This window comes from Tessaracoccus luoxuelianae (genome assembly GCF_054483915.1).
The window spans coordinates 682,095-698,514 of sequence record NZ_CM137013.1 but is presented as its reverse complement, the minus strand read 5'-3'; the positions used below and the strand labels follow the sequence as shown (position 1 = coordinate 698,514).

The 16,420-nt window shown below is 69.9% G+C and carries 16 protein-coding genes; 13 read left to right on the top strand and 3 right to left on the bottom strand.

Translation table 11 applies throughout. The annotated features are described in order from the left end of the window. Nucleotides 1–29 precede the first annotated feature (29 nt). The 6 genes from ACX1D1_RS02845 to ACX1D1_RS02820 all read left to right on the top strand — a co-directional run bounded on the left by ACX1D1_RS02845 (nt 30) and on the right by ACX1D1_RS02820 (nt 6,631). Nucleotides 30–1,331, top strand: coding sequence for an ABC transporter substrate-binding protein (locus ACX1D1_RS02845; protein WP_459055827.1), 1,302 nt, complete (start codon nt 30–32; stop codon nt 1,329–1,331). 73 nt (nt 1,332–1,404) lie between these two features. After that, the gene (locus tag ACX1D1_RS02840) at nt 1,405–2,337 is read left to right on the top strand and encodes a carbohydrate ABC transporter permease (RefSeq protein WP_182783142.1); all 933 of its coding nucleotides are present in this window, start codon (nt 1,405–1,407) and stop codon (nt 2,335–2,337) included. Further along, entirely contained in the window at nt 2,337–3,245 is a 909-nt protein-coding gene (locus ACX1D1_RS02835) for a carbohydrate ABC transporter permease (RefSeq protein ID WP_220489491.1), read from the top strand. The genes ACX1D1_RS02840 and ACX1D1_RS02835 overlap by 1 nt, the downstream gene beginning before the upstream one ends. After that, nucleotides 3,242–4,651, top strand: a complete 1,410-nt coding sequence (locus ACX1D1_RS02830) for a GH1 family beta-glucosidase (protein WP_459055826.1) — start codon at nt 3,242–3,244, stop codon at nt 4,649–4,651. The genes ACX1D1_RS02835 and ACX1D1_RS02830 overlap by 4 nt, the downstream gene beginning before the upstream one ends. A gap of 14 nt (nt 4,652–4,665) precedes the next feature. Further along, nucleotides 4,666–5,670 carry a LacI family DNA-binding transcriptional regulator gene (locus ACX1D1_RS02825; RefSeq protein ID WP_459055825.1) on the top strand — a complete coding sequence of 335 codons (1,005 nt, stop codon included), beginning with the start codon at nt 4,666–4,668 and terminating at the stop codon, nt 5,668–5,670. Nucleotides 5,671–5,713: 43 nt separating this feature from the next. Beyond that, nucleotides 5,714–6,631, top strand: coding sequence for a DMT family transporter (locus ACX1D1_RS02820; protein WP_459055824.1), 918 nt, complete (start codon nt 5,714–5,716; stop codon nt 6,629–6,631). 3 nt (nt 6,632–6,634) lie between these two features. On the opposite strand, the gene ACX1D1_RS02815 is transcribed toward ACX1D1_RS02820, so the two are convergent. Next, the gene (locus tag ACX1D1_RS02815; protein WP_459055823.1) at nt 6,635–7,351 is read right to left on the bottom strand and encodes an NUDIX hydrolase; all 717 of its coding nucleotides are present in this window, start codon (nt 7,349–7,351) and stop codon (nt 6,635–6,637) included. A gap of 63 nt (nt 7,352–7,414) precedes the next feature. Here ACX1D1_RS02815 and nadA point away from each other — a divergent pair, with 63 nt between their 5' ends. The 4 genes from nadA to ACX1D1_RS02795 all read left to right on the top strand — a co-directional run bounded on the left by nadA (nt 7,415) and on the right by ACX1D1_RS02795 (nt 11,956). Then, a complete protein-coding gene (gene nadA / locus ACX1D1_RS02810; RefSeq protein WP_459055822.1) occupies nt 7,415–8,449 on the top strand; it encodes a quinolinate synthase NadA in 1,035 nt (344 codons plus the stop codon). Continuing rightward, nucleotides 8,446–10,068 (top strand): L-aspartate oxidase, encoded by a 1,623-nt coding sequence (gene nadB / locus ACX1D1_RS02805; RefSeq protein ID WP_459055821.1) that lies wholly within the window; start codon nt 8,446–8,448, stop codon nt 10,066–10,068. Before nadA ends, nadB begins: the two co-directional genes overlap by 4 nt. Before the next feature lie 5 nt (nt 10,069–10,073). After that, a complete protein-coding gene (nadC, locus tag ACX1D1_RS02800) occupies nt 10,074–10,982 on the top strand; it encodes a carboxylating nicotinate-nucleotide diphosphorylase (protein ID WP_459056534.1) in 909 nt (302 codons plus the stop codon). A 167-nt stretch (nt 10,983–11,149) separates the two neighbouring features. Next, nucleotides 11,150–11,956 (top strand): DUF559 domain-containing protein, encoded by an 807-nt coding sequence (locus tag ACX1D1_RS02795; protein WP_459055820.1) that lies wholly within the window; start codon nt 11,150–11,152, stop codon nt 11,954–11,956. Between the two features lie 146 nt (nt 11,957–12,102). Here ACX1D1_RS02795 and ACX1D1_RS02790 read toward each other — a convergent pair whose 3' ends face one another. Together ACX1D1_RS02790 and ACX1D1_RS02785 are read right to left on the bottom strand one after the other, a co-directional pair. Further along, the gene (locus tag ACX1D1_RS02790) at nt 12,103–13,536 is read right to left on the bottom strand and encodes a nitronate monooxygenase (RefSeq protein WP_459055819.1); all 1,434 of its coding nucleotides are present in this window, start codon (nt 13,534–13,536) and stop codon (nt 12,103–12,105) included. Between the two features lie 77 nt (nt 13,537–13,613). Next, on the bottom strand, nt 13,614–13,790 hold the full coding sequence (locus ACX1D1_RS02785; RefSeq protein WP_182783134.1) for a hypothetical protein: 177 nt from the start codon (nt 13,788–13,790) through the stop codon (nt 13,614–13,616). A gap of 296 nt (nt 13,791–14,086) precedes the next feature. Here ACX1D1_RS02785 and ACX1D1_RS02780 point away from each other — a divergent pair, with 296 nt between their 5' ends. The 3 genes from ACX1D1_RS02780 to ACX1D1_RS02770 are packed head-to-tail and all read left to right on the top strand — an operon-like array spanning nt 14,087 to nt 16,366. Then, nucleotides 14,087–15,226 carry a ThiF family adenylyltransferase gene (locus ACX1D1_RS02780; protein WP_459055818.1) on the top strand — a complete coding sequence of 380 codons (1,140 nt, stop codon included), beginning with the start codon at nt 14,087–14,089 and terminating at the stop codon, nt 15,224–15,226. 16 nt (nt 15,227–15,242) lie between these two features. Continuing rightward, complete coding sequence (locus ACX1D1_RS02775; protein WP_182783132.1) at nt 15,243–15,482, top strand: MoaD/ThiS family protein; 240 nt, start codon at nt 15,243–15,245, stop codon at nt 15,480–15,482. Nucleotides 15,483–15,496: 14 nt separating this feature from the next. Next, nucleotides 15,497–16,366, top strand: coding sequence for a DUF4031 domain-containing protein (locus tag ACX1D1_RS02770; protein ID WP_459055816.1), 870 nt, complete (start codon nt 15,497–15,499; stop codon nt 16,364–16,366). Nucleotides 16,367–16,420: the final 54 nt, after the last annotated feature.

Below are 16,420 nucleotides of genomic sequence, written 5' to 3'. Positions count from 1 at the left end.
AGGCACACAGTCATCACAAAGGAGTCACCGTGCGTCCTGTCATTCGCAATCTCGCCGCCGTCGCTTGCGTCGGCGCCCTACTGACGGCCTGCTCGTCGGGCACCCCCGACGCCACCACGTCCCAGGACGCCTCGGCGAACCCGGACGAGAAGATCACCCTCACCGTCGCCACGTTCAACGAGTTCGGCTACGAAGAGCTGATCAAGGAGTACATGGCCGACAACCCCAACATCACCGTCGAGCAGCGCAAGGCCGCGACGGCCAACGAGGCCCGCGACAACATGAACACCCGCCTCGCCGCAGGCTCGGGCCTGGCCGACGTCGAGGCCATCGAGATCGACTGGTTGACCGAGCTCATGCAGTACCCGGACAAGTTCGTCGACCTGGCGGACCCCGAGCTCGAGGGCCGCTGGCTCGACTGGAAGACCGCCGCCGTGACCACCGAAGACGGCAAGCTCATCGGCTACGGCACCGACATCGGCCCCCAGGGCATCTGCTACCGCGCCGACCTCATGGAGAAGGCCGGCTTCCCGACCGACCGCGAGGAAGTTGCCGCGCTGCTCGAGGGCGACTGGGACAACTACTTCACCGTCGGGAAGGACTACGTGGCCAAGTCGGGCGGCGTCGCCTGGTTCGATTCCGCCTCGGCCACCTTCCAGGGCATGGTCAACCAGGTGGAAAACCCCTTCGAGAATTCGGACGGCACCCCCATCCCGCTGAGCGAGAACGAGGAGATCAAGGGGATCTACGACCAGATCGCCACCGCTGCCGTCGACGACGGCCTGTCCGCCGGCCTGGCGCAGTGGACCGAGGACTGGACCAACGCCTTCCAGGGTGAGAAGTTCGCCACGATGCTCTGCCCCGGCTGGATGCTGGGCGTCATCGAGGGCAACGCCGAGGGCGTCGAGGGCTGGGACATCGCCAACGTCTACCCGGGCGGCGGCGGCAACTGGGGCGGCTCCTACCTGACCGTTCCTGAGCAGGGCCCCAACCACGAGGCGGCCAAGGAGCTCGCCGCATGGCTGACCGCCCCTGAGCAGCAGATCAAGGCGTTCGAGGCCAAGGGCACCTTCCCGTCGCAGGTCGATGCCCTCGAGGACCCGGCCCTGCTGGAGTCCACCAACGCGTTCTTCAACGACGCGCCCACCGGACAGATCCTGGCCGACCGCGCCAAGGCCGTCACCGTGCAGCCTTTCAAGGGCCCGAACTACTTCGCCCTTGCGCAGCTGGTCACTGACGGTCTGAACCGTGTCGACGTCGAAGGCACCGACGACGCCGCCGGCTCGTGGGACAAGGCCCTCGCGGCCTACGACGCCCTCGGCCTCAGCTGAGTCACCGCGGGGTCGGGGGTCGCACCCCCGGCCCCCGACCCCGCCCCGTCCCCGCTGCCCGAAAGACATCCCCATGAGAGAGCTCACCCTGAGCCAGCGCCTGAGCCGGCTCGACGTCAAGGCGTCGCCTTACCTGTACATCAGCCCGTTCTTCATCCTGTTCTTCATCGTCGGCCTGTTTCCACTGGTGTACACCGCCTACGTGTCGGTGCATGACTGGCACCTGATCGGCGGCCAGGGCGACCTGGTGGGCCTCAAGAACTACACCGACGTGCTGCAGCAGCCCAACTTCTACAAGGCGCTGCGCAACACCTTCTCGATCTTCCTTCTCTCCTCCGTGCCGCAGGTCATGGCCGCGATCGTCATCGCCTACCTGCTCGACACCAACCTCCGCGCGAAGACCTTCTGGCGGATGGGCGTGCTGCTCCCCTACGTGGTGGCGCCCGTGGCCGTCTCCATGATCTTCGCGAAGATCTTCGCCGACCAGTCCGGCCTCGTGAACGCGGTCCTCGCGAACCTGGGCGCGGCCGGCATCGGCTGGCACGCGGATCCGCTGGCCGCCCACATCGCCATCGCCACCATGGTGAACTTCCGCTGGACCGGCTACAACGCGCTGATCTTCCTCGCCGCCATGCAGGCCATCCCGCGGGAGGTCTACGAGGCCGCGATCGTCGACGGCGCCGCCCGCTGGCGCACCTTCTTCTCCATCACCATCCCGATGCTGCGGCCCACCATCATCTTCGTCGTCATCACCTCCACCATCGGCGGCCTCCAGATCTTCGACGAGCCCCGCATGTTCGACACCCTGGGCCAGGGCGGCGCGGACCGGCAGTGGATGACGCTGACGATGTACATCTACGAGCTGGGCTGGGGAGCCCAGAAGAGCTTCGGCCGCGCCGCGGCCGTGTCCTGGATCCTGTTCCTCATCATCATCCTGGTGGGCGTCATCAACTACCTCATCACGCGCTCCATCGCGTCATCCTCGAGCGGAAAGGCGGGCCGTTGATGTCCACGCAGATGTCCTCCCCCATGGTCGAGCAATTGGCAGGCAAGGGCGCAGCCCGCGCGGTGCGACGCAAGCTGCACGGCGTTGACAAGCGCCCAGGCTGGGCGACGTACGCCGCCCTCGCCGCCGTCGTGCTCATCTCGATCTACCCGATCTACTTCACGATCCTGCTGGCCTCCTCGACCGCGCCCGAGATCGCGCGCAACCCCATCCCGTCCTTCATCCCTGGTGGCAACCTGATGGCCAACATCGGTCGCGTCATCACCTCGGACATCAAGTTCTGGACGGCGCTGGGCAACTCGGTGATCGTCTCCACGATCACCGCCATCTCAGTGGTGTTCTTCTCGACGCTGGCCGGTTACTCGTTCGCGAAGCTACGATTCCGCGGCAGCAGCGGCCTGCTGGTGTTCGTCATCGCGACCATGGCGGTCCCGACGCAGCTCAGCATCGTGCCCCTGTTCATCCTCATGTCCGAGCTGGACTGGGTGGGCAAGCTCCAGGCGGTCATCGTGCCCGGCATGGTCACGGCCTTCGGTGTGTTCTGGATGACCCAGTACCTGCGCGAGGCGCTGCCCTTCGAGTTGATCGAGGCGGCCCGAGTAGACGGCGCCTCCATGATCCGCACATTCTGGTCCATCGCGCTCCCGGCGGCCCGTCCCGCCGCGGCAATGCTGGGCCTGTTCACTTTCGTCGGGTCCTGGACCAACTTCTTCTGGCCCTTCATCATCCTGGGCTCTGCCAACCCCACCCTCCCGGTGGCGCTGCAGCTGCTCCAGGCGTCCTACTTCAAGGACTACTCGCTCATCATGGCCGGGGTCCTCGTCGCCACGCTGCCGCTGGTTGTCCTGTTCGCCGTCGCCGGGCGCCAGTTGGTGGCCGGCATCATGCAAGGAGCAGTCAAGGGATGACCGCCTATCAGTTCCCCCCAGGCTTCCTGTGGGGCAGTGCCACCGCGTCGTTTCAGATCGAGGGGGCCACCCACGAGGACGGCCGCACGGACTCCATCTGGGACGTGTTCTGCCGTGAGCCGGGCGCCGTCTTCGGCGGCCACGACGGCACGGTCGCATGCGACCACTACCACCGCATGCCGCAGGACGTGGGCATGATGGCGGACCTGGGACTGCAGTCCTACCGCTTCTCGACGTCGTGGCCCCGCGTGCGCCCCGACGACAAGGACATCAACCCCCGGGGCCTGGACTTCTACTCACGTCTGGTCGACGAGCTCCTCGGCCACGGCATCACGCCGTGGGTGACGCTCTACCACTGGGACCTGCCCGCCGCGCTGCAGGACAAGGGGGGCTGGACCAACCGCGACACCGCCTACCGCTTCGTCGAGTACGCCGAGGCGATGCACGCCGCGCTGGGCGACAGGGTCAACATCTGGACCACGCTCAACGAGCCGTGGTGCTCCTCATTCCTCTCCTACGCGTGCGGGGAGCACGCCCCCGGGCATGCCTCACGGCGCGAAGGCCTTCACGCGGCGCACCACCTGCTGCTGGCCCACGGGATGGCGACGGCGCGGCTGCGCGAGCTGGCGCCGTCGGCCACGCTGGGGATCACCACCAACCACACGGTTCCGGACCCGCTGGACCCGTCGTCGGCCAACGACGTGGAGGCCGCCAGGCGGATCGACGGGATTTTCAACCGCTTCTTCCTGGACCCGATCTTCCGCGGGGAGTACCCGGCGGACGTGCTGGAAGACCTGGCGGGGCTCGGCCTCGAGGACGCCATCCAGCCGGGGGATCTGGAGATCATCTCCACCCCCATCGACGTGCTGGGCGTGAACTACTACCACGGTGAGGCCGTCACCGGCACGCCGTCGTCGGACTACGCACCGGTGGTGCTGCCCGACGGGCGGGTTCGGGGGAACCCGAACATCGGCTCCGAGTGGGTGACGTCCGTGCCGCGCGGGCTGCCGGTCACGGATCAGGACTGGGAGATCCAGCCCGAGGGCCTGACCCGGCTGCTGGTGCGGCTGCAGGAGGAGTACACCGGCCCGGCCGGCATCCCGCTGTACGTGACTGAGAACGGCGCCGCGATGCCTGACGTGGCGAACGCGGAGGGCTTTGTCGACGACCAGGACCGGGTGTCGTTCGTGCGCGACCATCTCGTCGCCGTCCACGACGCCATCTCGGCCGGGGTGGACGTGCGCGGGTACTTCGTGTGGTCCCTGATGGACAACTTCGAATGGGCGTGGGGCTACGACAAGCGCTTCGGCATCGTGCGCGTGGATTACGAGACACAGCAGCGCACCCCGAAGGCGTCGGCTCTATTCTTCCGTGACGCTGCGCGCCAGAATGGCGTGCAGGGGTAGTGAAGGGACCGACGATGGTGAGGCCGACGCTGGAGGACGTCGCACGGTTCGCGGGCGTCTCGCGCGCCACGGTGTCACGCGTCGTGCGTCACGATCCCGGGGTGGCAACGGAGACCGCTGCCAAGGTGGGGGCCGCCGTCTCCAAGCTGGGTTATGTGCCCAACGCGTCGGCCCGGTCCCTGGCGACGGGGCGCTCCAACACGCTCGCGATGGTGGTGCCGGAGCCGGACGGGATGGTCTTCTCGGACCCCTTCTTCGGCCTGGCTGTGGCCGGCATCAACGACGGCATGGCCGGCACAGACATGCAGCTCGTGATGGTGTTCGCGTCACACCCGGACCGGTCCGGTTCAGTCGTCGACTTCCTGCTTGAGGGGCGCGTTGCGGGGGCGATCGTGGTGTCGCACCACCGCTCCGACGGGCTGGTCGCGGCCGCGCTCAACCTGCCCATCCCGACGGTGTTCCTGGGTGCGCCGCTGCTTCCGGACACTGATCAGCATCCGTACTTCGTGGACACCGACAACTTGGGCGGCGCACGTCTCGCGGCGGAGCGGATGCTGGCGACGGGGGTGCGCCGCCCTGCCACCGTCGCTGGCCCGTCGGACATGTCGGCGGCGCTGGACCGACTCACCGGCTGGCGCACGGTTCTCGAGGATGCGGGGCTCGAGGTCGCCGTCGCGCACGGCGACTACACCCGCGAGTCGGGCGCGCGCGCGGCGGCTGAGCTGCTCGACGCAGACCCAGCGATCGACGGGATCTTCGCGGCCTCGGACCTGATGGCCCAAGGCGTGATGGATACGCTCCGGGCGCGCGGGCTCCGGATCGGCGAGCAGGTGAAGGTGATCGGATTCGACGACTTCGCGGCCGCCGCGACACTCGACCCGCCGTTGACGACGGTGGTCAACCCCGCGGTCGAGTTGGGCCGGCAGGCCACCCTGATGGTGTTGGGCCTCGTTGAGGGGCGGGAGATCGCGTCTCCGGTGACGCTGCCGGTGGAGTTGAAGATCCGCGCCTCCGGCTAGCCGCCCGTAGACTTCCCGCGACACACAGAGCGGGAGGAGGAGCATGCGGAAGCCAACCGTCGCCACCCTGGCATTGCTCGTGGTGACGGCGATCTGGGGGTCGACGTTCTTCATCATCAAGGACGCCGTCAGCAAGATCGACCCCATCGACTTCCTCGCCGTCCGGTTCGCCGTCGGAGCCGCCATCCCCGCCTTCGTCTTCTGGCGACGACTCAGCCGCCTCACCGCCACGCAGTGGCAGATCGGACTGGCCCTCGGCTGCCTCTACGGCCTTGCGCAGATCGTCCAGACCGTGGGCCTGCAGACGACGGCGGCCTCAGTCTCCGGGTTCATCACCGGCACGTACGTGGTCCTGACCCCGATCATCATGTGGATCGCCTTCAAGGCCCGACTCAACGTCCGCACGTGGGTGGCGGTGGCGCTGGCACTCGCCGGGCTCGCGGTGCTGAGCCTCACCGGGCTCGGCAACGGCGGAGTCGGCGAGGCGCTCACCCTCGTCGGCGCGGCGCTGTACGCCGTTCACATCGTCCTGCTGGACCGGTGGTCACGCTCCATGCACGCCATGAGCCTGGCCATCGTCCAGCTCATCGGCGTGGCGCTGACCACCGGTTTCCTGGGCCTCCCCGGCGGCTACCACGTGCCCGCGGACCCCGGCGTCTGGGGCGCCATCGTCTACACCGCGATCATGGCCGGCATCGTCACGATGCTGTTGCAGACCTGGGCGCAGCGCCACATCACCCCCACCCGGGTGGCCCTACTCATGACGTTCGAGCCGGTCTTCGCCTCGGCGTTCGCCGTCGGCTTCGGCGGCGAGGCCGTCACAATCCGCCTCGTGGCCGGCGGAGCTTTGATTCTGCTGGCCACCCTCATCGGCATCCGCGGTGGGCAGGCCGATGCCGTGAACGACACCATCTCAATCCCGGGGCGCGACGACGCCGACCCCCCTCCCCGCGCTGGGTGAGGCCTACTCGGGGCGGAGGACGGCGAACGGGTCGGTGACCACCAAAGCATGGTCGCGGAAACGGAACACCCGGGCCGGGCGGCCACCCTTCGTGCCGGGCGCCGACATCTCCCCCGTCGGCACCAGCTGGCCGCGCCTCGTCAGGACGCGCTCCAGGTTCGTCGGCTTGACGTCGTGGCCCAGGGCCGCGACATAGACCTCCCGCAGCTCCGCGACCGTGAACTCGGCCGGCATCAGCGCGAACCCGATGTTGGTGTAGCTGAGCTTCGCCCGCAGCCTGGTCACCGCTTGGGCCACCACGCCGTCATGGTCGAATGCCAGGTCCGGCAGGTCGTCGACAGCCACCCACGACGCCCGCTCGGGCAGGTGCGGCTCCAGCACCGTCGGCACGAGCCCGAGGTAGCTGGTGCCGATGGTGCGTTGCGCGGGGTCGCGGCCAGGGTCGGAGCGAGTGCCCAGCTGCTCGAGGTGCGTCAGCCCCGCGACGTCCACCTTCTGCGTGAGATGCCTCAGCACCGCAGCCTCCAGCGTCTCCTCCGGCTCGACGGGCCCGCTCGGCAACGCGAACCGGCCCGCGTAGGGCTCGTGGTCCCGGCCGGCGAGCAGCACGGAGAGCCGGGGGGCGCCGTCGTCGACCCCGCGCACCTGCAGGACCGCCCCGATGGCCTCGTGCCGGTACAGCGCGACGCCCACGGAATCGCGCGGGGTGTGGGGAGCCATGGATGGCATGCTACAGTTCCCCTAGTTTTCGCCTGATAGTCGAAAACCGGAAAGGAGCAGGAGATGACTCTCCTCCAGGAGCCCGCCGTCGGCCTCGAGGCCTGGGAGCGTTGGACCCCCGACGAGGTAGCCGCGTGGCAGACCCGCGTCCACGCGCTGGCCGCGGAGCGCAACGCCGTCATCCTCGCCCACAACTACCAGGCACCGATCATCCAGGACGTCGCGCACCACGTGGGCGACTCGCTGGCCCTCTCCCGCATCGCCGCCACCTCCGACGCCGAGACCATCGTCTTCGCCGGCGTCCACTTCATGGCCGAGACCGCCAAGCTCCTCTCCCCCGCCAAGCGCGTCCTCATCCCGGACCAGGCGGCCGGCTGCTCGCTCGCCGACACCATCAACGCCGACCAGCTGCGCGCCTGGAAGGCCGAACACCCCGGCGCCGTCGTCGTGTCCTACGTCAACACCACCGCCGAGGTGAAGGCGGAGACGGACGTCTGCTGCACCAGCTCCAACGCCGTCGAGGTGGTGCGCTCCATCCCCGAGGACCGCGAGATCCTCTTCCTCCCGGACCAGTTCCTCGGCGCGCACGTGCGCCGCGCCACCGGCCGGACGAACATTCACGTCTGGCTCGGCGAGTGCCACGTGCATGCCGACATCTCGCCGTCGGACCTCATCGAGTCCGTGCGCGACAACCCCGCCGCCGACCTGTACGTGCACCCCGAGTGCGGCTGCACCACGAGTGCGTTGTGGCTGGCCGAGTCCGGCGAGCTGCCAGGCGACCGCACCCACGTGCTCTCCACCGGCGGAATGCTTGACTACGCGCGGCGGGAGACGTCGCGCCAGGTGCTGGTGGCCACCGAGATCGGCATGCTGCACCAGCTGCGCAAGGCCAATCCCCTGACCGACTTCCAGCCGGTCAACCCCAAGGCCGCGTGCCCGTTCATGAAGATGACCACGCCGGAGAAACTGGAGGCGTGCCTCGGTGACCCTGCGCTGACCAGGGCGTACGAGGTGGACGTGCCGGGGGATGTGGCCGCCCGCGCCCGTCAGGCCGTCGAGCGGATGGTGGCGATCGGCAACCCCGGGTCGGGGGAATGATGCTGCCCGCGGCCGCCCCCGCCTGGACGGGGCGGACCGACGTCGTGGTGGTCGGCACCGGCGCGGCGGGTCTGTCCGCGCTCCTGCACCTGGCCGCCGCCGGCGTCGACTGCGTGGCGGTCACCCGCGGCGAGGTCACGGATTCGGCCACCGCCTGGGCGCAGGGCGGGCTCGCGGCGGTGTGGGACGACGGCGACACGCTCGCCTCCCACGTGGCCGACACCCTGACCGCCGGGGCGGGATTGTGCGACGCGGGGATCGTGTCGGATCTGGTGGCCAGTGCACCGGGCGCGATCCGGCGGCTGATCGGGCTGGGGGCGCGGTTCGACCGGGGGTCCGGGGGCGGGCTGGACCTGCACCTCGAGGGCGGTCATTCGGCGCGGAGGATCATCCACGCCGACGGCGACGCCACAGGCGCGGAAATCGAGCGTGCGCTGTGGGCGGCGCTGTCGTCGGCTCTCGCGGGGTCGCGGACGCGGGTCATGACCCGGACGCGGCTCGTCGACGTGCTCACGGATGCCGAGGGGCGGGCCTGCGGGGTGCGGCTGCTGGACGCCGACGGGCGGGTGGGCGAGCTGTTCGCCGGCGCCGTCGTGCTCGCCACCGGCGGGATCGGTCAGTTGTGGCCCGTCACGAGCAACCCGCTGGGCGCGACGGGCGACGGCGTGGCCGCGGCGCTGCGGGCCGGCGCAGAGGTCCGCGACCTCGAGTTCATGCAGTTCCACCCCACCGTGCTGGCCGACGCCGACGCAGGGTCGCGGGGTGTCCTGGTGTCCGAGGCGGTGCGCGGCGAGGGCGCGTGGCTCGTCGACGACGCAGGCCGCCGGATCATGGCCGGGGTCCACCCGCTGCTCGAGCTGGCGCCGCGCGATGTCGTCTCGGCCGCGATCATGGCCCACCTGGAGCGGACGGGTGCGCCGCACGTGTGGCTGGACGCGACGTTCTTCGGGCGCGCGAAGTGGGAGGCGCACTTCCCGGGCATCCTGGCGCTGTGCCGGGGCCGGGGCGTCGACCCGGTGACCGAACGCATCCCGGTGCACCCGGCCGCCCACTACGCGTGCGGGGGTGTCGCGGCGGACCTGTCCGGGCGGACGTCGGTGCAGGGGCTTTTCGCCGTCGGCGAGGTCGCGGCGACGGGCGTGCACGGGGCGAACCGGTTGGCGTCGAACTCGCTGACCGAGGCGCTGGTAGCGGGCGACCGGGTAGGGGCTCTACTCGCCTCCGGGTCTGTGTCGCGGGCTGGGGCGCCGGTGTCGCGGGGTGTCGTGGGCGTCGTCGATCCTTCGGCGGTCCCAGGCATCAGGGCGTGGATGCAGCACGAGGCCTTCGTGTCGCGGACGTCCGATGGCTTGGGTGCGCTCGGCGCCGCTCTGGCCGAGGCGCCACGTGTTGCTGGTGTGGTGGATGACGCGACCCTCACGGCCACGAACCTGCACGCCGTCGCGACCGCCCTGGTGGCCGCCGCTTCGGCGCGGACCGAGTCCCGCGGATGCCACCGGCGCGCCGACTACCCCACCACGTCGCCCGCCTGGGAGCGGAGGATCGCCATTCGCCTCACGGAGGGCGGCCTTGAGCTCACCTCTGCGCCCCTCACCATCGCCGAAAGGACCGCAGCATGAACGCCCTGTCGACCGAGATCGACCTTGCCCCACTGGACCGCGACGTGGTCGACGCCTGGGGCGCCGTCGACCCAGCCGAGGTGCGGCGGATCATCGCCGTGGCGGTGGACGAGGACCTCCGGCTCGGGCCGGACGTCACGACGGAGGCGACGGTGCCGGCGGGCGCTGTCGGGGTCGCGGAGGTGGTGGCGCGCGAGGCTGGAGTCGTCGCGGGGGTGCCGGTGGCCGTCGAGGTGCTGCGGACGGTGGCGTCGCGGCTGGGGGTCGAGGCGTCGGCCGAGGTGGTGCTGGCCGACGGGGCGCGGGTGGCACCGGGGGACGTCGTACTGCGAATTGCCGGTCCCGTGCGCTGCCTGCTGACGGCCGAGCGGACGCTGTTGAACTTCCTGGGGCAGCTCTCCGGGGTGGCGACTGAGACGGCTGAGTGGGTGTCCGCCGTGGCCGGGAGCGAGGCCCGGATCCGCGACACGCGCAAGACCGTGCCGGGCATGCGCGCCCTGCAGAAGTACGCAGTCGTGTGCGGCGGGGGCGTCAACCACCGGATGGCGCTCGGGGATGCGGCGCTGATCAAGGACAACCATGTCGCGGCGGCGGGGTCGGTCGCGGCGGCGTTCCGGGCGGTGCGGGCCTTCGCGCCGGGCGTCGCGGTGGAGGTGGAGTGCGACACCGTCGCGCAGGTGCGCGAGGCGGTCGCGGCGGGAGCCGAGCTGGTGCTGCTGGACAACATGACCCTGGCCGAGACCCGCGAGGCCGTTGCTGTGTGCCGCGAAGCGGGGGTCCGGACGGAGGCGAGCGGAGGGCTGACGCTTGAGCGGGCCGCCGAGGTCGCGGCCACAGGAGTGGAGTTCATTGCCGTCGGCGCCCTGACCCACTCGGCAGAGGTTCTCGACCTCGGACTCGACCTCACTTCCTGACCAACGCCCGGATCTGGCCACCCCTGTCTGCAACTTGCTATCCAGAGCGCGGTTTCTGTGGATATCTGCAGAAACCGCGCTCTGGATAGCAACTTGCAGAGGCGAGGTCGTCCACAGGGCGTCAGGCGTGGCGGGAAATGCCCCGCCAGGTTGCCGAGAGTGGCGGCATGGATCTCCAAGGCATCTACTCCCCCGCTCAACTTCGAGACGCGGGCATCACCCGGCACCACGCCGCTCTGCTGGTGAAGAACGGAAGCTTGCGCCGGATCCGCCCGGGCTGGTACGCCACGGACGGAGCCGACGAAGACGTGCAGCGCGCCCTCAAGGCTGGCGCCAGGCTGGGCTGCCTCAGCGGATGCCGGCACCATGGACTCTGGGTCCCCAACAGGTCAGGAATCCATGTCGTCTACGGGTCTGGAACCGACCCCGTCAGGCGCAAGGGGTTGATCGCCCATCCTTACGGGGTCAGATATCCGCCAGAGGCAGTCTGGCCGTTGTCGGACTGCCTGCGACAGGTGGCGGTCCGACACCCGGTGGAGGACGCCATGATCGTGGCCGAGTCCGCCCTGAACCTCGGCCTGGCACCTCTGGAGGAAGTCCGCTGGGCACTCGGAGGGTTGCCGAAGAAGTACGCCGACTACCGCGACCGAATCGCACCCGCCCAGTCCGGGAGCGAAACGAGAGTCAGGCTCTTCTTCGTGCGCAGGCGCGTCCCCGTCAGGGCTCAGGCCAAGATCGACGGCGTTGGGTTCGTCGACCTCCTGGTGGGAGACTCGCTCATCGTCGAGTGCGACAGCCAGGCACACCACGGCGAGACCAACTACGAGAACGACCGACGGCGGGATCTTGCCGCGAGAGGACTCGGCTACACGACGCTGAGGCTCAGCTACCAGCAGATCTGGAAGAAATGGCCGGCTACCCAACAGAGCTTGATCCATGAACTCCGCAAACGCCGCCACTTGAGGCCCACGTGATCTGCAACATGCTACGTAGAGAGCGGCATTTGTGTATATACACAAATGCCGCTCTCTACGTAGATTCCTGCAGATCAGTCGGCACGCCTCCCCGACCTCGTCGCCATCCGAGGTCAGGGAAGGGTGCGGCTACTCCTCGTCAGGGGTCAGCGCGGCGCGTGGACCGACAGCAACCAGTCGACAGCCTGCCGAGCGGTCCACCCACCGGGATACAGGGCCGCCAGCGCCTTGGCGCCGTCCAGGTCCTGCCCGAGGGTGACCGCAGGCTGCTCCTGGTAGCCGTCCTTACGGAGCTGCCCAAGACCGATGTTGGCCATCAGAGCGTTGCAGAGGCACTTGCGCCCCACCGTGTCCTCTTCGGAGCCGCCCTTGCGGAGGTAGGGCTTGAGGGGCTCCGACGGGCATCGGTAGGTGATCGACTTGTCTGGGCGCTCGACAGGGATGCGGAGGTACCCGAGGTCGCAGATGCGTTCCCGCGCCTGGTAGACGTCCTCCTCGGAGAGGGTGTCGGCCAGTTGGGCCACCTTGAAGGGGAAGCCGGTCGGCGACGCGCGCGGATCGTTGCGCACCACCAAGTCACCGGACTCCAGCTCGGCCATCAACTGCTGCCGGATGGCAGGGGTGAGGCCGGACTCGTCCGCCAGTGCGAACAAGGTGCCGATCTGCACGCCCTCGGCGCCTGCGGCGCGAGCCTCCGCGACCTTCTCCGGGGTGGCGTAGCCGCCGGCAACCCAGAACGGCAGGCCCACGCGGGCGATCTTGCTCAGGTCCGCGTCGTCCCTCGGCCCGTAGATCGGGTCCCCGGCCTCGTCGAGGACACGCACGCCGCGCGGCGGGGAGCTGTGCCCACCGGCGCGGGGGCCCTCGACGATGAAGCCATCGGGACGGATCTCGGGGTCGCGGTTGAGGTAGTCCGCCAGCACATGGAGGGTGACGATCGCGAGGAAGTTGGGGCGCCGCAGGGCGGGCAGCTCGTCGCCCATGGCGGTGACCGGGTTGAGGGAAGCCGTGTGGGTCGTCGTGGAGTTGACCACGTCGATGGTGAGGTGGCCGGTGCGGCCGGCCGCGAACTCCGTGAGCAGCCTGGGGATCTCGCGCGGCACCCCGGCGCCCATGATCACGTAGTCGACGTCGGCCAGCATCGCGCCGAGGATGGCGGAGAGACTGGCGGTCTGGATCTTCTCCAACATGTTGATCCCGACCAGGCCGGAGTGCCCCTCCTTGGCCAGCCAGACCTCGGAGAAGTTGCCGACGAGGTTGAGCTCGATGGCCGCCCGCCTCGGCGAGATCGTGAGGGTGGGGTGCGGGCGGTACGGCTGGCCGGGAGCGCGGCCGCCTTCGAGAAAGTAGGTGTCGAGGATCCGCTGGGCCATCGCGGGCGACGGGAAGTGCGACAGCGCCCGACGGCGGTGTCCGCCCGGATCGCCGTCCTGCAGCACCCGGGCCAGCACGCCGTCGAGGGCGGTGCCGGAGACGACGCCGAGTTCGCCGCACTGGGAGACCTCGCGGGCCAGCTTCCAGGACGACACTGCGACGCCCATGCCGCCCTGAATCACGGTCGGGGGATGTGTGATGGGCACTGATGATCTCCTCACAAATGGTGTTCCTACGGTACCGTAACTTACGGATGCGTAAGAATCGACTCCGGGGTCCACGGTTACCCGGTCTTCAGGGCGCCTCCGAGGGTGGCCCCTCCGCGCGATCTCCCTCCCCCGTCATCAACAGCCACGTGGTCATGACGCATCACAAAGAGGTCGATCCCCTGGGCCGCGCAGAACTCCTCGAGGCCACCGTCGGCCCGGATCTCGGCGAGCAACTGCGCTGTGGTCCGCATGGGGTCATCGTAGACGGGCAGGCACTTGGCGGTGCGTGAGAGGATGACGCCACCGTCGATCCAAAGGATTCCTGTGCCGAGAGCCCCCCGCACCGGCCGCGGACCGGCTCGTCGGGTACCGGGAGTCGTTGGGCAGCGCGGCGGCCGGTCCCGTGTGACGGGTTTGAGCAAATGGCACGGCTCGCGGTCAGCTCCGCGCTCAAGACGAGCGTGGCCTCCGTCGCGAGTCGTGCCATTTGCTCAAACCCCCTACCGGGCGGGGGCTCTCCGAAGAATGCGAGGGTAGGCTCGAATGCGTGACAGCCCCGCTCGTTGAACCCGGCCCGGAGCTCACCCGCGCCCAGCTCATCCGCTACTCGCGGCACCTGCTGGTCCCCGGCATGGGCATCGAGGCCCAGCGGCGCCTGCTCGCCGCGCGGGTCGCGGTCGTCGGCGCCGGCGGGCTCGGGAGCCCGATCCTGGCCTACCTCGCCGCTGCCGGCGTCGGGCACCTCACGGTCATCGACGACGACGTGGTGGACGCCAGCAACCTCCAGCGGCAGATCATCCACCGCGACAATGCAGTCGGCCTCCCCAAGGTGGACTCCGCCGCCGCGTTCGTGACCGGCCTGAACCCAGACGTCACGGTCACCACCCAGCGCACCCGCATCACCCCTGACAACGCCCGCAACCTCCTCGAAGGCCACCACCTCGTCCTCGACGGGGCCGACAACTTCCCCACCCGCTACGCCGTCTCCGACGCCTGCGCCCAGCTCGGACTCCCCGTGGTCTGGGCCGCGGTGCTGCAGTTCGACGCCCAGGTGTCGTCCTTCGTGCCCGGCCGCCCGGAGTCGGTCACCCTCCGCGACCTCTACCCGGTCCCGCCCCGCCCGGAGGACGTCCCGTCCTGCGCCGAGGCCGGTGTGCTGGGCGCGCTGGTGGGCCAGGTGGGGTCCATCATGGCCGCGGAGGCGGTCAAGCTGATCTGTGGATTCGGCGACCCCCTCGTCGGCCGCATCCTCCTCATCGACGCGCTCACCCAGCGCACCCGCGAGGTGCCGCTGCGCCCCGCACCCCCCGTCGTCCATACCCGCCCCCACACCCACCCCCACACAGCGGAGGCCCCCATGACACTGAACGAGCTCACCGTCGAGGACGTCGCCGCCATCCTGGAGAATCCCGCGCGGCCCACGCTCTTGGACGTCCGCGAGCCCGCGGAGCACGCGCTGGGCACGATTCCCGGCTCGCTGGCGGTGCCGCTCGGCGAGGTGCTGACCTGGGACCGGTTGGACGACAACCTTCCCGACGGCCCCGTCATCGTCTACTGCAAGATCTCACCCCGCGCGCGCCGCGCCGCGGCGCACCTCATCGGGCTCGGCCACCCTGATGTGTCGCTGATGGAGGGCGGCATGATCGCGTGGGGCGAACGGATCGACCCGAGCTTCCCCCACTACTGATGCGACACTGGTTCCCATGGCGACGGTGAGGTACTTCGCCGCGGCCGCCGAGGCCGCGGGCACAGAGCAGGAACAGGTGGCGGCCCCCACGCTGGGCGCGCTCCTGGCGGACCTGCGCTCGCGGCACGGGGCGAGACTGTCGCGGGTGCTGGAGGTCAGCTCCGTCCTCCACGACGGCCAATACGTGGAGGACCCAGCCACACCGCTGGCCGACGACGCCCTCCTGGACGTCCTCCCGCCCTTCGCCGGCGGCTGACGGCGGGTTCGACGATGGCCGTGCTGATCGACCCGCCCCGCTGGCCGGCGCACGGCACCGTGTTCGGCCATCTCGTCTCGGACGCGTCCCTCGACGAACTCCACGACTTCGCCGCGCGCGCGGGCATCCCGCCCAGGGCCTTCGACCACGACCACTACGACGTGCCGGTGTCGCGCTATGACGAGCTCGTCTCCGCCGGGGCCCTCCCGCTGGATGAGCGGGAGCTGGTGCGCCGGCTGGCCGCCTCCGGCCTGCGGGTGCGCGTCCACGAGAAGACCCCCACCCGCCCGGCGGCCCGCGTCGCCGTCGTCACCGCATGGGAGCGTCTCCGTCTGCCGACGACCCTCCGCGACGACCTCGTCGCCCGATGGTCCGAGCCTCACCGCCACTACCACGACGTCCGCCACCTCGCGCAGTGCCTCACCGCCCTCGGGCAGTTGGGGTGCCGGGACGGCGTCGTCGAGCTCGCGGCATGGTTCCACGACTCCGTCTACGACGGTGTGCCCGGGGATGACGAGGAGCGTTCGGCCGCGTTCGCCGAGTCGTCGCTGGGTGGGCTGATTCCGGCCGACGACGTGGCTCAGGTGTCGCGGCTGGTGAGGATGACCGCCACCCACGCCCCCGACGACGAGCGCGGGGCGCTGCTGTCCGACGCGGACCTCTCGATCCTCGGCCAGATCCCCGGCCGCTACCACGTCTACGTCCGCGACGTCCGGCTGGACTACGCCCACGTCGACGACGACGCCTGGAGGGTGGGGCGGGCGGAGCTGCTACGGCACCTGCTCGCGATGGAGCCCCTGTTCCGCACCACGGGGGGCCGCAATCTGTGGGGGTCGCGGGCGCGAGAGAACCTGGCCGCAGAGCTCGCCCGACTCACCGCCTGACCTCAGCCCCACGGAGCCGCACGTCCCCCCCACCGCTGGCCCCGACGCTGGGCT

Excerpts from the sequence above, each read along its gene's own strand:
- nadB (WP_459055821.1), top strand. The coding sequence starts at position 8,446 with ATGATGCTGCCCGCGGCCGCCCCCGCCTGGACGGGGCGGACCGACGTC.
- ACX1D1_RS02825 (WP_459055825.1), top strand. The coding sequence starts at position 4,666 with ATGGTGAGGCCGACGCTGGAGGACGTCGCACGGTTCGCGGGCGTCTCG.
- ACX1D1_RS02785 (WP_182783134.1), bottom strand. The coding sequence starts at position 13,790 with ATGCGGACCACAGCGCAGTTGCTCGCCGAGATCCGGGCCGACGGTGGC.
- nadA (WP_459055822.1), top strand. The coding sequence starts at position 7,415 with ATGACTCTCCTCCAGGAGCCCGCCGTCGGCCTCGAGGCCTGGGAGCGT.
- ACX1D1_RS02775 (WP_182783132.1), top strand. The coding sequence starts at position 15,243 with ATGGCGACGGTGAGGTACTTCGCCGCGGCCGCCGAGGCCGCGGGCACA.
- ACX1D1_RS02815 (WP_459055823.1), bottom strand. The coding sequence starts at position 7,351 with ATGGCTCCCCACACCCCGCGCGATTCCGTGGGCGTCGCGCTGTACCGG.
- ACX1D1_RS02835 (WP_220489491.1), top strand. The coding sequence starts at position 2,337 with ATGTCCACGCAGATGTCCTCCCCCATGGTCGAGCAATTGGCAGGCAAG.
- ACX1D1_RS02830 (WP_459055826.1), top strand. The coding sequence starts at position 3,242 with ATGACCGCCTATCAGTTCCCCCCAGGCTTCCTGTGGGGCAGTGCCACC.
- ACX1D1_RS02820 (WP_459055824.1), top strand. The coding sequence starts at position 5,714 with ATGCGGAAGCCAACCGTCGCCACCCTGGCATTGCTCGTGGTGACGGCG.
- ACX1D1_RS02840 (WP_182783142.1), top strand. The coding sequence starts at position 1,405 with ATGAGAGAGCTCACCCTGAGCCAGCGCCTGAGCCGGCTCGACGTCAAG.
- ACX1D1_RS02795 (WP_459055820.1), top strand. The coding sequence starts at position 11,150 with ATGGATCTCCAAGGCATCTACTCCCCCGCTCAACTTCGAGACGCGGGC.
- ACX1D1_RS02770 (WP_459055816.1), top strand. The coding sequence starts at position 15,497 with ATGGCCGTGCTGATCGACCCGCCCCGCTGGCCGGCGCACGGCACCGTG.